This is a genomic window from Asaia prunellae JCM 25354 (assembly GCF_000613885.1).
In the GTDB taxonomy this organism is placed as follows: domain Bacteria; phylum Pseudomonadota; class Alphaproteobacteria; order Acetobacterales; family Acetobacteraceae; genus Asaia; species Asaia prunellae.
The window spans coordinates 109,766-122,713 of the sequence record NZ_BAJV01000008.1 but is presented as its reverse complement, the minus strand read 5'-3'; the positions used below and the strand labels follow the sequence as shown (position 1 = coordinate 122,713).

General features: G+C 58.0%; 12 protein-coding genes and 2 pseudogenes. 4 read left to right on the top strand and 10 right to left on the bottom strand.

Annotated features, from left to right (window positions below; all coding sequences use genetic code 11):
* Positions 1-31 precede the first annotated feature (31 nt).
* The 4 genes from JCM25354_RS08395 to JCM25354_RS08380 form a co-directional block, all read right to left on the bottom strand.
* Positions 32-925, bottom strand: coding sequence for a LysR family transcriptional regulator (locus tag JCM25354_RS08395; RefSeq protein ID WP_025885686.1), 894 nt, complete (start codon positions 923-925; stop codon positions 32-34).
* Positions 922-1,296 (bottom strand): YidH family protein, encoded by a 375-nt coding sequence (locus tag JCM25354_RS08390; protein ID WP_025885685.1) that lies wholly within the window; start codon positions 1,294-1,296, stop codon positions 922-924. Before JCM25354_RS08390 ends, JCM25354_RS08395 begins: the two co-directional genes overlap by 4 nt.
* Complete coding sequence (locus JCM25354_RS08385; protein ID WP_025885684.1) at positions 1,293-2,651, bottom strand: FAD/NAD(P)-binding protein; 1,359 nt, start codon at positions 2,649-2,651, stop codon at positions 1,293-1,295. The genes JCM25354_RS08390 and JCM25354_RS08385 overlap by 4 nt, the downstream gene beginning before the upstream one ends.
* A gap of 117 nt (positions 2,652-2,768) precedes the next feature.
* Positions 2,769-3,560, bottom strand: a complete 792-nt coding sequence (locus JCM25354_RS08380; protein ID WP_025885683.1) for a DODA-type extradiol aromatic ring-opening family dioxygenase — start codon at positions 3,558-3,560, stop codon at positions 2,769-2,771.
* Positions 3,561-3,741: 181 nt separating this feature from the next.
* On the opposite strand from JCM25354_RS08380, the gene JCM25354_RS20125 reads away from it, so the two are divergent.
* Entirely contained in the window at positions 3,742-4,137 is a 396-nt protein-coding gene (locus JCM25354_RS20125) for a hypothetical protein (protein ID WP_025885682.1), read from the top strand.
* Positions 4,138-4,140: 3 nt separating this feature from the next.
* On the opposite strand, the gene glyS is transcribed toward JCM25354_RS20125, so the two are convergent.
* Together glyS and JCM25354_RS17660 are read right to left on the bottom strand one after the other, a co-directional pair.
* The gene (glyS, locus tag JCM25354_RS08370; protein WP_025885681.1) at positions 4,141-6,210 is read right to left on the bottom strand and encodes a glycine--tRNA ligase subunit beta; all 2,070 of its coding nucleotides are present in this window, start codon (positions 6,208-6,210) and stop codon (positions 4,141-4,143) included.
* Positions 6,210-7,096: pseudogene (locus JCM25354_RS17660) on the bottom strand (glycine--tRNA ligase subunit alpha). Before JCM25354_RS17660 ends, glyS begins: the two are co-directional and overlap by 1 nt.
* Before the next feature lie 154 nt (positions 7,097-7,250).
* Here JCM25354_RS17660 and JCM25354_RS08360 point away from each other — a divergent pair.
* Positions 7,251-7,820, top strand: coding sequence for a hypothetical protein (locus JCM25354_RS08360; RefSeq protein ID WP_148301447.1), 570 nt, complete (start codon positions 7,251-7,253; stop codon positions 7,818-7,820).
* A gap of 123 nt (positions 7,821-7,943) precedes the next feature.
* Here JCM25354_RS08360 and JCM25354_RS17655 read toward each other — a convergent pair.
* From JCM25354_RS17655 to JCM25354_RS22445, 4 genes and pseudogenes are all read right to left on the bottom strand, one after another.
* Positions 7,944-8,974 (bottom strand): annotated as a pseudogene (locus tag JCM25354_RS17655) (methionine synthase).
* Between the two features lie 46 nt (positions 8,975-9,020).
* On the bottom strand, positions 9,021-9,998 hold the full coding sequence (locus tag JCM25354_RS08350; protein WP_025885679.1) for a putative oxygenase MesX: 978 nt from the start codon (positions 9,996-9,998) through the stop codon (positions 9,021-9,023).
* 166 nt (positions 9,999-10,164) lie between these two features.
* Positions 10,165-10,602 (bottom strand): LysR substrate-binding domain-containing protein, encoded by a 438-nt coding sequence (locus JCM25354_RS22450; RefSeq protein ID WP_243443973.1) that lies wholly within the window; start codon positions 10,600-10,602, stop codon positions 10,165-10,167.
* Positions 10,599-11,036, bottom strand: a complete 438-nt coding sequence (locus JCM25354_RS22445; protein ID WP_243443972.1) for a LysR family transcriptional regulator — start codon at positions 11,034-11,036, stop codon at positions 10,599-10,601. The genes JCM25354_RS22450 and JCM25354_RS22445 overlap by 4 nt, the downstream gene beginning before the upstream one ends.
* A gap of 169 nt (positions 11,037-11,205) precedes the next feature.
* Here JCM25354_RS22445 and JCM25354_RS08340 point away from each other — a divergent pair, with 169 nt between their 5' ends.
* Positions 11,206-12,015: a DUF2076 domain-containing protein gene (locus JCM25354_RS08340; protein WP_025885678.1), complete on the top strand. Its 810-nt coding sequence runs from the start codon at positions 11,206-11,208 to the stop codon at positions 12,013-12,015.
* A gap of 133 nt (positions 12,016-12,148) precedes the next feature.
* Entirely contained in the window at positions 12,149-12,931 is a 783-nt protein-coding gene (gene surE / locus JCM25354_RS08335) for a 5'/3'-nucleotidase SurE (RefSeq protein ID WP_025885677.1), read from the top strand.
* The last annotated feature ends 17 nt before the right edge of the window (positions 12,932-12,948 follow it).

Here is a 12,948-nt window from a genome sequence, read left to right as displayed (position 1 = left end):
GATTACAGGACTGCTCTGTCTTGCAAGTGTATCAGCGTTCTTCTGGCAAGTGTTGTGAGCGAAGCAACGTGCAGAAGGCCTGCTCGGCGGGTGAGAGACTTCGTTCGCCACGGGCAAGGGTAAAATGACGGTCCGGAAAAGCGATGGAAACGGGACAGAGAAGTCCGTTTTCAATCAGTCCCGAAACCACGCTTGCCGAGAGTACCGTGGCGGCAAGGCCTGTGCTGATCATGGTGGCTATGGCTTCGTTCGAGGTCAGCTCCATGACAATATCAAGGCTTTCAGGAAGAATTCCCCAGGAGCACAGAGCGTTTTCAAAGCTTGCTCTGGTACCGGAGCCTTTTTCTCTCAGTATCCAGGGTGTCTTATGAAGTTCGGTCGTGCCCGGTACTTTTGCAGCCCAGGGATGATCCGGGCTTACAACGAGAAGGAGTTGATCGCGTGCAAGCCTCTCCGTGCAGAGTGATGCAAGGCTGGCGCTGCCCTCAATCAATCCGAACCCGATCGTGCCGTCACCAAGTCGGGCGCAGATCTCGTCTGTATTACTGATTGTCATGCCGAGCTTCACATCGGGGTAGAGAGCGGCGAAGCGGTTGAGACGTGCTGGCAGCCAGTAACTGGCCAGAGTCTGACTGGCCCAGACATGAAGACTGCCTGCCCGCAGACCACCCAGCTCTTCCAGACACTCCCGGGCTGCAAGGGCACGCGCCTGTACTGCGCGCGCCTCCTGCAGAAAGACGCGTCCTGTATCTGTCAGAAGAATACGACGGCCGATCCGGTCGAATAATCTGACCCCGAAGCTGTTTTCCAGCGTCATGATGGCATGGCTGACAGCGGACTGGGACAGGGCAAGGGCTTCAGAAGCCTGGGTCATATGCTGTCGTTCGGCAACAGCTATGAAAATGCGAAGCTGTTCGAGAGTCACGATGGCAATACGCCCAGAAGCGACAGCAATATGGCGGCGACCAGAAGGGACAGGAACAGGCAGAAAAGACCCTCAAGCCCGTTCAGTGTAATCTCTCTTGGTTCTTCTGCCGAAAGAGCTTCCTTTACCTTACGAAAACGCCACCAGCTTGCTGGCAGAAGCATCAGTCCGGCACATATCGTCAGGACGCCGATCCATGCAGAAGATCCGGGAAGAGTGGGCATGGCTTCGTGATGTTCAGAGCTGATCAGCCGAAGGAAAATATTGAATTTGGCCAGCATGCAGCCGATTGCCACCATGGCAAGCGCAGTGCGTACCCAGGCAAGAAAGGTGCGTTCATTGGCTGCGTGATCGGTATAGCGGCTAATCATGCACACAGATCCTGCAACTGAATTCGGGCCAGGCGCCCATTGAGCAATCGGGCGAGATCATAGGCCTGGCTGCGTATTTCAGGAATGGCTATCGACTCGAATAACGTGCCCTGACGCGCGGGGCCAAGTGTGTAAAGCGGCAACCGGGCCTTGTTGTCTTCTCCGAGGAGTTGTCCGTCATCCGTTGTGTCCAGTCCTGCGCCTCCCTGCCCGGGACGGGCCAGCCCTCTGGCGAACAGATCGTGCAGCAGGGGAGAATCCACCCGGTCATAATGCAGGTTCGGCCCCGTGCAATTGAGAACATGGGCAACCTCGAACCTGTCGATACGATCTCCATGCCTGACCATGACACGCAATCCATCAGTCATTGCCTCTATTTCTTGCAGATGCCCGGCATGAAGGGAAAGCGAGCCATTTGCCAGCCCGGCATCAAGCGCTTCGGCGATGCGTGGTGCCATACGATGCCGCACGACGTCCCAGCGGCGTTGCAGATGCCGACGGAACCGCGCTTTTTCTTCCTGTGGCAGATCAGTCCAGAGCTGGTTTGTGACGGGGCGCAGGCTGTCGATGCAGGCCCGCCAGGGAATACCGCGCTTCATCATGGCATTGAACTGATGGAGATAGGCGGTACAGCGCGGCACACAGCTTCCGGGCGTGATGACGGGAGTATCCAGCTTTGGTGTGGCGTCATGACGCTGCGGCAGACGGGCATGGCGTGACACGATCATTATCCTGCCGGTGTGACCAGCTGCCCGAAGCTGCATGATCTGATCAATGGCCGTCAGGCCGCTCCCGATCAGAAGCACAGGATCGGTTGATGCAATGGCATCAGGAACATGACTGTCCCAGACCTGATGATGGTAATGCCGATTGTGAATCAGTTCAGTCGAGAGGCCGGGCAGGAGTGGCGGAGAAAAATGCCCGAGTGCCAGCACAATCTGACGCGCGCTCAGGCAGCGTCCGCCTTCAAGCCGGAGTGTGATAATATCGTTGTCCGGCATACAGGACATGACACGGGTTCTTGCATGAAGCGGGGCGGCCTGACGAAACAGATCCTGAAGATAAAGCCCGTATATCGCTCTGGGAATGAAGGCATCTCTGTCGATAGCGGGGTCAATCTTTTTTTGGAGCCACTCTGTGAAATGCCTGCAGTCATCTGCCAGTGCGCTCATACCGCTGGCGGGGACATTGAGCAGATTGTCGATACTGCGCGTCCTGTAAGCCAGACCAAGGGCGGGTTGCTGGGTCGGGTCGATTACAACGCAGTTGCGGTCATGACGATGGCGCAAGTTCCAGGCCAGTAATGTGGCGCTGGCTCCAGCACCAATGATTGCGGTATCGTGGATTTCTGACATGATCTGCCTCGTTTTTCTCACTGGGACAGAGTATCAGGGGGAAACGGATATCAATCCAATTGATTGATATACTCGAAACAATCGATAAAACAGATCACTCGTCCTGAAGGCTGGATATCAGCCAAAGCGGAACCCGGACAGGGATTTGCCCATGACGGTCGCTGTGAAATCAAGATGGGCTGCCTCACCTGAGGCCGCTCCGGCCACTACCATGAGCGGTAGAAGATGCTCCTCACGCGGGTGAGCCATACGGGAGGCAGGAGAGTGATGCCAGTTTCGCAAGGCGTATTCACGCTGTGAGGGGTCGCGCATCGCATTTTGCAACCAGCGGTCGAACGTCCGTGCTGCGTGGTCTGCATCGCCTCCTGAAAAGAAGCCGCTTACGTTATGGTAGGATTGTCCACTACCGATAATCAGTATGTTTTCAGCCCGAAGCGGGGTGAGGGCGCGACCAAGGGCAAGATGAAATTCCGGGTCGAGATCCTGCTGGAGCGAGAGTTGCACAACCGGGATATCCGCATCGGGAAAAGCGACCTTGAGCGGTACGAACACACCGTGATCCCAGCCGCGCGTTATTTCACGCGTGTTTCTGATCCCGGCCTGGTCGAGCAGGGTGCTGATACGTGCTGCCAGACGGGGGGATCCCGGAGAGGGCCAGTCCAGCGCATAGGTATGAGCTGGAAATCCGCCATAATCATACAGGAGCGAGGGTGACGCGCCGAAATGGATGCTTGGCACGGTCTCTTCCCAATGGCCTGAAATAACCAGAAGCGCATCCGGCCGCCTTGGCAGGCGTGATGCGAACCCCGCAAGATAGGTTTCAAGCGGCGCCCAGGCCCGGCGCATCGGGCTCGGTTCAAGAAAGAAGCATGGCCCACCGCCATGATTGACAAAGAAGCTCGGCTGCATGGTTGAGAGCCTATAATGTCTCTGCTTGCATTCGTAGAAAAAAGTGACGCTCGCTTTCTGTCGTGGCGACAAGAGCAAATGGCAGTCTTCTTCATGCGATCATATGATGGATTGATCGAAAAATCTTTTTGAGTGTGGTGGTCTGTGTGCCACGCTGAGCGCCGTTTTGCAGGAGGAAACGATGCGTGCATTGTCTCTGCTCGGCCTTGTGGCTTTTACAGGCATGTTTTTGATTTCAGGAGCTGTCGCCCGCAGGCAGGGTTTTTCTACTGTTCTGCCCTTGCAGGTGAACGTCCCGGTCGAAGTGACGCCCGATTACCCGGTAACCTCTGCAGGAAAAACAAAGGATGGCTGGGAGCCTGCCCCTCTGCCTCATGCCATGTCGCCTCCACCGCTGCGTCGTACCACCGCCGGAAAGATTGTGAATTTTGCAAAGCGCTTTCTGCCGGGTGAAGGCGGCGCTTCTGGTCATGACCTGGTGACAGGGGCTTCCATAGCTGCGTTTGGAACGGCCTATCAGAATGGCAGCCTTGTCAGCCATGGGCTTGCCCCACCGGGTGAAACGGTGGGGCGCTGAGCCTCAGCCTTCGATCTGGCTGAAATCGGCGATTTCGGTCAGGGTCTCTCCGATCTGCGCCAGTAGGCGCAGGCGGTTGAGACGACGGGTGGGATCGGGATCGTTTACCGTCACGACTTCGAAGAACCGGTCGAGCACGGGGCGCAGAGACGCTGCCGCGATCATCGCCTCGGCAAATCGTTCCTGCCCGAGTGAGGCGTGAATTGCTGTCTGCGCTGAGGCAAGTGCCTCGCCAAGGGCGCGTTCCTCGTCCTGCACGTAGAGCGCGCTGTCAGGCGCGCCCTGATGCGGGCCGTCCTTGCGGTTTTCGATGCGCAGAATATTGGCCGCGCGCTTGCCTGCCGCCAGCAGATTGCGCCCGTCATCCGTACCGACCATTTCTGCAAGTGCTGTTGTACGGGCCAGTAGACGCACCAGATCGCCGTCCAGTCCACCGGCCAGCACGGCTGCCAGCACGTCGTGGCGTTCGCCTTCGCTGCGTAATTGAACGCGCAGGCGTTCAGCCAGAAAGCCCGGCAATGCCGCGAGTTCTCCGCCTTCACGCAGATTTACCGGCAGGTTCTGCGCAGCCTGGGCGATCAGCGCCGTCAGATCGAGACGCAGCCCATTGTCACGAATGATGCGAATAATGCCCAATGCCGCACGGCGGAGCGCATAGGGGTCTCCCGATCCGCTCGGCGTTTCGCCCATGGCAAAGAAGGCTGTCAGCAGATCCAGACGATCGGCCAGCGCTACAGCGACCGAGACCGGGGCGCGTGGCGTCTCGTCATTCAGACCGCGTGGCATGTAATGCTCTGCCACAGCGTCAGAAACGGCATCGCCTTCATTGTCATGGCGGGCATAATAGCCGCCCATCACGCCCTGAAGCTCGGGGAATTCCCCGACCATGCCCGTCGTGAGATCGGCTTTTGCCAGAAGGGCAGCGCGCCGCGCCCGGTTTTGTGCCGTGTCATCCAGCCCCATAGCCTGAGCCACGATACCGGCAAGCGCCACGATGCGCTGAACGCGTGCACCCTGACTACCAAGTCTGGCATGGAAGGTTACAGCATCGAGTGCGGCCACGCGCTCGGCCAGTTTCGTCTTGCGGTCGAGGTCCCAGAAATGGCGGGCATCAGCAAAACGCGCGCGCAGGACGCGCTCATTGCCGGCAATGGTCAGCGCACCGCCATCGGCAAAATCCATATTCGCGATGAAGGCGAAATGCGGGGCGGTCCTGCCGTCTGCAGTGCGCAGCGCGAAATAACGCTGATTGATGCGCATGGAGACCTGCATCACTTCAGGCGGCAGATCCATATAGGCGTCGTCGATACGGCCCAGAAGAGCGACCGGCCATTCGGCCAGACCCGACACTTCCTCGACCAGCTTGTCATCCTGCACGAGTGTCAGACCGGCCTTGTCTGCCTGGGCCTGCAACCCGTCGCGAATGATCGACAGGCGCTGCGCCGGGTCAAGCACGATCTTGCGCGCAAACAGCTCGCTTTTGAGCTGTTCGAAAGAAGTCACGTCGAAAGCATCCGGCGCCATGAAGCGATGGCCAGCAGTCTGCGTACCAGAAACGAGCCCATGAGCATCGTCATTTTCGGTCGCCAGGCTGAAGGGCACAAGTGCACCATCAAGCAGGCAGATCACGCGGCGCAGCGGGCGTACCCAGGTAAAGGCGCTGCCATGGCCCCAGCGCATGGATTTCGGCCAGGGAAAACGCCAGAGCAGGGCCGGGATGGTTTCGGCAATCTGCTGCGCGGCGCCGATGGCGGGCAGCGTGCGATTGAGCACCCAGAAGCCGTTTTCCAGCACCAGCGCGTCGCGTTCGGCGCCATGCTTGCGCAGAAATCCGGCCAGTGCCTGTTCGGGCGCGCTCTCGCGGGGACCACGTTCAGACTGGGTGGATTCAGCGATCTGTTCGTCAATCTGCAGACTGAGGCCGATCCGTCTGGCGCCCCAGAACGGTGTGACTTTACGCGGTGAAAGCGGTGCCATCGCTTCGGAAACCAGACGCGCCAGATCCTGACCGGCGCTTTCCTGCATACGGGCAGGAATTTCCTCGCAATCAAGAACGAGAAGGAGTTCGGCCATTATTTCGACTCCTCGTCGCCAGCAAGCCAGGTTTCGCAGCAGAGCTTTGCGAGATTGCGCACGCGCCCGATATAGGAGGCGCGCTCCGACACCGAAATGACACCGCGTGAGTCGAGCAGGTTGAACAGATGGCTGGCCTTGACGCACTGGTCATAGGCGGGCTGGGCCACGCCAGCCTCGGCCAGACGCACCGATTCCGCTTCAGCGTCGCGAAAATGGCGCATCAGCATTTCGGTATCGGCCAGCTCGAAATTATGGCGCGAATAATCCTGCTCAGCACGCAGGAAGACATCGCCGTATTTCAGGCCCTGACCATTGAAATCGAGGTCATAGACGTTTTCGACGCCCTGCACATACATGGCCAGACGCTCCAGCCCGTAGGTCAGTTCGGTCGAGGGAACGACCGTCGGAATACCGCCAACCTGCTGGAAATAGGTGAACTGCGTCACTTCCATACCGTCGCACCAAACTTCCCAGCCCAGCCCCCAGGCGCCGATGGTCGGGTTTTCCCAGTCATCCTCGACAAAGCGGATATCGTGCTTTTCCGGGTCAATGCCGATGGCACGATAACTGTCGAGCAGCAGGCGCTGGCTGTCTTCCGGCGTCGGCTTGAGCAACACCTGATACTGGTAATAATGCTGGAGCCGGTTCGGGTTTTCACCATAGCGCCCGTCTGACGGCCGGCGGCAGGGCTGCACATAGGCGGCCTTCCACGGCTTGCGCCCCAATGCCCGCAGCGTTGTATGCGGCGAGAGCGTACCCGCACCCAGTTCGGTGTCATAGGCTGAAGCAGGGCGCAGCCCTGTGCCGACCAGAACTGATGCAGGCGCAGGATCAGATCCTGAAAGGAAAGGGGGCGTCCGCCGTTTTCGGGCAAGGGGGTCAAGGATCGAGGCTCCGGTCTTGTTCAGTCGATCCGTTCTAGCCTGATGAGGGGAACAAGCCAATCTCAAGCGATCGTAACGCCCTTGTGGTTTGTCTCTGAAGTATTTCTGTAAAAAGCTCAGGCGAAAAAGAAACGGAGGACTATGGAAAATGCCATGAGCAAAATATTGCCATTCTTATTGAAACCGCAGTTTGCGATTTTCTGTCTCGCCGTTCTGGCTCCGGCCAGTGCTCAGGCACAGCCGGCCCCGAACACCGGGCCGGTTCCGGTCAGAGCGACGCTCGGACAGATACTTGATCTCGTCTATTCATGGAAACGGCCTGAAGAGATCAACCTTGCCCGTCTCTACGAGACTGAGTCGGTGCCATCCTGTACCGACAGGCGGTGCAGCATGCGTGGTCTCGCGACATCGGACGGCTATAAAATCGACAGCATCGAAATTATTGTCCTCAAGCCTGGACTCATTGACAGAATCATACTGTATCTTCCGAAGATCGATACCTGCGCTACGCTATCGGTTGCAATGCGACGGTTTAATCTGAGATTCCAGGAATCCGAGCTCCATCTTGCGGATTTGGGGGGACAAGGGGCTTATCTCTCTTATGAGCGAAAAAGAGGGAGTGTTGCCTTTTTCGCTACAGGAGGGTGGGTAAGTGAACCCTCAAGCATTGGGAGGCTGACTGACACATGCATGACGGTTTTTGGTACAGGGACTCTAGACTAAGCGGGGTTACATGATGGCGCTATCCAGCTTTTCGGGACGCCGAGCAGCCCTCGCAGGATGGAAGGGCCAATAGCAGCCGTGGGCCGACAGATTTTGGCGGCAATAGCCATATGGTAGCTCTGATCAGGAGCAGGTCAGTTCCTTGCGGACGATCTCGGCGCCGGCGGCCAGCGCCTTGAGCTTGCCTCTGGCCACAGTGCGCGAGAGCGGAGCCATGCCGCAATTGGTGCAGGGGCAGAGATTTTCCGCGTCGACGAATTGCAGCGCTTTGCGCAGCGTTGCGGCAACTTCTTCCGGCGTTTCGATCCGGTTGCTGGCCACATCGATCGCGCCCACCATCACCTTCTTGCCACGCAGCAATTTGATCAGTTCCATTGGTACATGCGAGTTCTGGCATTCCAGCGAAACCATATCGATCGCCGAGGCCTGAAGCCTGGGGAAGGTGCGCTCATACTGGCGCCACTCATGGCCAAGCGTCTTTTTCCAGTCCGTATTGGCTTGATGCCGTAGCCATAGCAGATATGCACGGCGGTCTGGCATTTGAGCCCTTCAATGGCGCGCTCGAGTGTGGCGATGCCCCAGTCATTCACCTCATCAAAAAACACATTGAACGCAGGCTCGTCGAACTGGATGATATCGACACCGGCCTGTTCCAGCTCTTTCGCCTCTGCGTTGAGAATGGCGGCAAATTCCCAGGCCAGCTTCTCGCGGCTCTTGTAATGGGCATCATAGAGCGTATCGATCATCGTCATGGGGCCAGGGAGCGCCCATTTGATAGGGGTCTTTGTCTGCTGGCGCAGGAATTTCGCGTCTTCGACAAAAACAGGCTTCTCGCGTGCGACGGCACTTACAACGGTCGGTACACTGGCCTCGTAGCGGTTGCGGATCGTGACCGTCTCGCGCTTCTCAAAATCCACGCCAGCAAGATGCTCGATGAAGGTCGTCACGAAATGCTGGCGTGTCTGCTCGCCATCGCTGACAATATCGACCCCGGCAACCTGCTGCTCGAGCAGCGAGACTCTCAGCGCGTCCTGCTTCGCCTCGATCAGGGCATCCCCTTCCATCTTCCAGGGAGACCAGAGTTTTTCCGGCTCGGCGAGCCATGAGGGTTTGGGCAGGCTGCCCGCAGTGGCGGTGGGAAGGAGCTTGGTCATAGGTGTGACGTTCCGGAAAAGAAGGATCAGTGTTCGGTCGAGGGAGTCAGGCTGCGCGCCGGGTTACCCATTGCTCGAGAAAGGCGCGGTGAGGGGCGATGAAATGTTCACCCGCAAATTGGCCCTGCTCGATGGCAAGGCGCGTACGCTCCTCGCGGTCGTAAATGATACGCGTGTTTGAATAATCGCTCTGTTTGAGGCTGGGCCTGTACTGAGCGGCCGCCGCAGAATTCGCATTGTAGATTTCAGGACGGTAAATGCGCTGAAAGGTTTCCATCGTGCTGATTGTGCTGATCAGTTCGAGCGGGGTGTAGTCATTCAGCAAATCGCCGAAGAAATAGAAGGCCAGAGGCGCCTTCGCGCCAGGCGGCATGAAGTAACGGACCTGCATGCCCATCCGGCCGAAATAACGCTCGGTCAGTGAAGCCTGATCGGGCGTATATTCGACTCCCAGCACGGGATGCCGGTTGGTGGTGCGTGTATAGATCCTGTTTTCTGATACGCTCAGGCAGATCACCGGGGGTTTTCTGAAATGATCCTGATAGCTCTTCGAGGCAATGAAGGTCTGAAAGAGGCTGCCATGCAGCACACCGAAATCTTCCGGAACGGAGAACCCGTCACGCCCGCGATTATGCTCGGGCAAAACCACGCTGAAATCATAGTCGCGCACATAGGATGAGAAATTATTGCCCATGATGCCGTCGAGGTGCTTGCCTGTAGTGCGGTCAAATATGGTCGTCTGGAGCAATTCGATCGCCGGAAAGCTTTCGCGTGAGCCTGCAACAGTCATTTCGATGGAAACGATATCAAGCGAAAGCGTGTAGCGTGTCCCATCAGGGTTGTCCCATTCCGCGAGATCGTTGAACCGCTGATCAATCATCTGCAGGGCTGCGCGCAGATTGTCCTGACGGGACTCTCCTCTTGCAAGATTGGCGAAATTGGTGGTCAGCCTGGTGCCGGGAGCGGGAGCGTAATGCTCGTCAAAGCGCAGCTGTTTAATCGTAAAAGCGAAATCGTTGGTCATGGGGGGCGGGTATCCCGTTCTGGATCCTGTTTTCCGCGCCACGTGCTTCGTGCCGCCGCGCGGTGCGAGCGAGCCCCGGTTATCCAGCACAGCAATGCATGAACACAAATGATTATATATCGTTATAACATGACTTTTTGTCATGTTCTGGATGGGGTGCCCGGCCCTAGATCTCGACAGTTGCTGCAAGCCGGATAAAGCCATCCAGATAAGATGGGGCCAGGCCCGCGCGATGCCCCAGATGGATGGATTTGAGAATGCCATCCCCGATCCGGATACCTTTTACGCCCTTTACCTTGCGGAGCAGCCAGTCCGGGGTGGCGCTCACGGCGCGACCCGAGGCCACCAGGCGCAACATCAGATCGGTCGTCTCGACTGTGCGGTGACGATGTGGTGCGGCGTGAGCGGGAACAAGAAAGCGCGTGTAGATATCGAGCCGTTCGCGTGAGACGGGGTAGGTAATCAGCGTTTCGGTCGCTAGGTCCTTGGGGTCGATATGATGCTTCTGTGCCAGAGGGTGCGTCTCGGCCACCGCAAGAACGAGCTCGTAATCAAAAACAGGCGTGAACAGGAGTTCCGGGCGCTCCATGGGATCCGGGGTCACGAGAATATCGATCTCGTGCCGAGCAGTGCCGTCAGCCCGCCAAACTGGAAGGCTGTCGTAACATCGAGTTCCACATCGGGCCAGGCAGAAAGGAACGGATCCACAACCTGCATGAGCCAGTCCTGACAGGGATGACATTCCATGCCAATACGGATGGAGCCGCGACGGCCACGGGCATAATCCTCAAGTACCCCCGCACCATGTTCAAGCTGGGGAAGAACCCGCTGGGCGAGGTCGAGCAGATAGGTGCCGGCCAGAGTGAAGCGCAGCTTATGCCCTTCGCGCTCCAGCAGCTTGACGCTGTGCCGCTCTTCAAACCGGCGAATGGCATGACTGACGGCTGATTGTGTCAGGCAAAGCTGCTCGGCGGCCTGTGTCAGACTTCCGGTGCGATGGATCTCGCGCAATATGGCCAGAGGCTGAATGTCAATCATCAATCATGAATTCCTGTCATGAAGTCGTCGTGTCTTCTGACCGGATATAATAGCTCTGGTAGCTCCTGACCAATGTCAGGCAAGGCAGACTGGTGCCCTCTTGCAACTCTTGCGACCGCCAGCCACATTATAGAGCAATATCATTCTGACCGGATGGAGAGTCATCCCCATGAACCAGCAAGAGCGTGATCTTATTTCGCAGTTCGTCGCCCGTGTCGGCGGCGCGCCGAATAGCGGGTTCGGCGGCTCTCAGACCCCGGCCACTCTGCCGCCCGTCGATCCGGAGGCGGATCGCTGGATAGCAGAGAATTTCCAGAAATATCCGGAGGCCCGCTACCGTGTGACGCAGATGGCGGTTGTGCAGGAAGTGGCGCTGGCAGAAGCGCAAAATCGCATCCGACAGCTCGAATTCCAGCTCCAGCAGGCGCAGTCACAGCTCCAGCAGGCCCAGCAGCAGCGCCCGCAGGGTGGTGGCGGTCTCTTCGGGGGGCTGTTCGGTGGCGGTGGCAATCGTCAGCAGCAGGCAGGTCCGCCACCAGGATGGGGCGGTCAGCCGCAGCAGGGTTATGGTCAGGGTTATGGTCAGGGCTACGCCCCGCCGCCGCAGGCCAATCTTCCTCCCGGTTATGCGCCCGGCATGTTCCAGCAGCGCGGTACAGGTTTTCTGGGTTCGGCCCTGACCACGGCGACAGGCGTTGCAGGCGGTATGCTGGCAGCGAACGCCATTGAGAGTCTCTTTTCAGGTCATCATGGTGCCGGAGGCATTGGGAGTGGCGAGACCATCATCAACAATAATTATGGAGATGGTGCCGGCAACGACCCGTTTGCGGGGAATGGTGAGGATGCCGGGCAGAACTACGATGCCAATGACTGGGGCAACGGCGGCGGCGGTGACTGGGGTGGTGACAGTGGCGGTGGCTGGGGGATGATTCCTTCTGACTTCTCGTCAGGTCCGACACAGACTCTGACAGGCTTGTGATACCTGTTTGTGAAAACCCGGCCTCTGAGCCGGGTTTTCTTTTTTGCGCTGACCCTTTCTGTTGCCGGTGCCGTATCTGGTGTGTTGGACCATACGCGACAGGCAACGCGTTGCGGTCCAGGGAGTATTCTATATGACAGAGTCGATGTTTCGTCGCGTATTGCTGACCAATGATGACGGGATCGATGCACCGGGGCTTGCCGTGTTGCATGAGGTGGCGTCACAGCTGAGTGATGATGTCTGGGTGGTTGCTCCTTCTCAGGACCAGAGCGGTATCTCTCACGCACTCAGCCTTCATGATCCGTTGCGCGTCCATCAGCACGGAACGAAACGCTTTGCGGTCAATGGTACGCCGGGTGACTGCGTTGCGATTGCTGCGCGCCACATCCTGCGTGATGCCCAGCCGACACTGGTTCTTTCAGGCATAAACCGTGGCGCTAATCTGGGCGTGGAGACCATGTTTTCGGGCACTGTAGGGGCTGCCATGACGGCAATGCTTCTGGGGCTGCCGGCTATTGCTCTCAGCCAGAGTTTTGGTCGCGGCAGGGAAGTCCCATGGGCGACGGCAAGGGCACTGGCGCCGGATATCATCGCCACGCTTGCCAGTCGCCCCTTGCCTGAACCCGCCTGTCTGAACGTGAATTTTCCTGATTGCGCGCCAGAAGAAGCGGGGGCTCTGAAGGCTACCACGCAAGGCCGTGGCTTTTTGCGTGATATCGAGGTCGCCACCCGCGATGATATGCGACGCTTGTCCTATCACTGGCTGCATCTTCAGCGTGATCATGCAGGCGATGATGAGGGCACGGAGACAGCAGCCATTGCAGCCAATCATGTGAGTGTTACGCCGCTTTCCTTCGGGCGTACCAATCCGGGAATTCAGGACTGGCTGATCAATCAGGGAATTGCTGCTGCCTGAGCATACTGTCTGTAGCT

Bases quoted from the DNA above. Each gene is read 5' to 3' on its own strand.
- JCM25354_RS08360 (WP_148301447.1), top strand. From the start codon at position 7,251: ATGAGCAAAATATTGCCATTCTTATTGAAACCGCAGTTTGCGATTTTC.
- JCM25354_RS08350 (WP_025885679.1), bottom strand. From the start codon at position 9,998: ATGACCAACGATTTCGCTTTTACGATTAAACAGCTGCGCTTTGACGAG.
- JCM25354_RS08385 (WP_025885684.1), bottom strand. From the start codon at position 2,651: ATGTCAGAAATCCACGATACCGCAATCATTGGTGCTGGAGCCAGCGCC.
- JCM25354_RS08380 (WP_025885683.1), bottom strand. From the start codon at position 3,560: ATGCAGCCGAGCTTCTTTGTCAATCATGGCGGTGGGCCATGCTTCTTT.
- JCM25354_RS08390 (WP_025885685.1), bottom strand. From the start codon at position 1,296: ATGATTAGCCGCTATACCGATCACGCAGCCAATGAACGCACCTTTCTT.
- glyS (WP_025885681.1), bottom strand. From the start codon at position 6,210: ATGGCCGAACTCCTTCTCGTTCTTGATTGCGAGGAAATTCCTGCCCGT.
- JCM25354_RS22445 (WP_243443972.1), bottom strand. From the start codon at position 11,036: ATGATTGACATTCAGCCTCTGGCCATATTGCGCGAGATCCATCGCACC.
- surE (WP_025885677.1), top strand. From the start codon at position 12,149: ATGACAGAGTCGATGTTTCGTCGCGTATTGCTGACCAATGATGACGGG.
- JCM25354_RS20125 (WP_025885682.1), top strand. From the start codon at position 3,742: ATGCGTGCATTGTCTCTGCTCGGCCTTGTGGCTTTTACAGGCATGTTT.
- JCM25354_RS08340 (WP_025885678.1), top strand. From the start codon at position 11,206: ATGAACCAGCAAGAGCGTGATCTTATTTCGCAGTTCGTCGCCCGTGTC.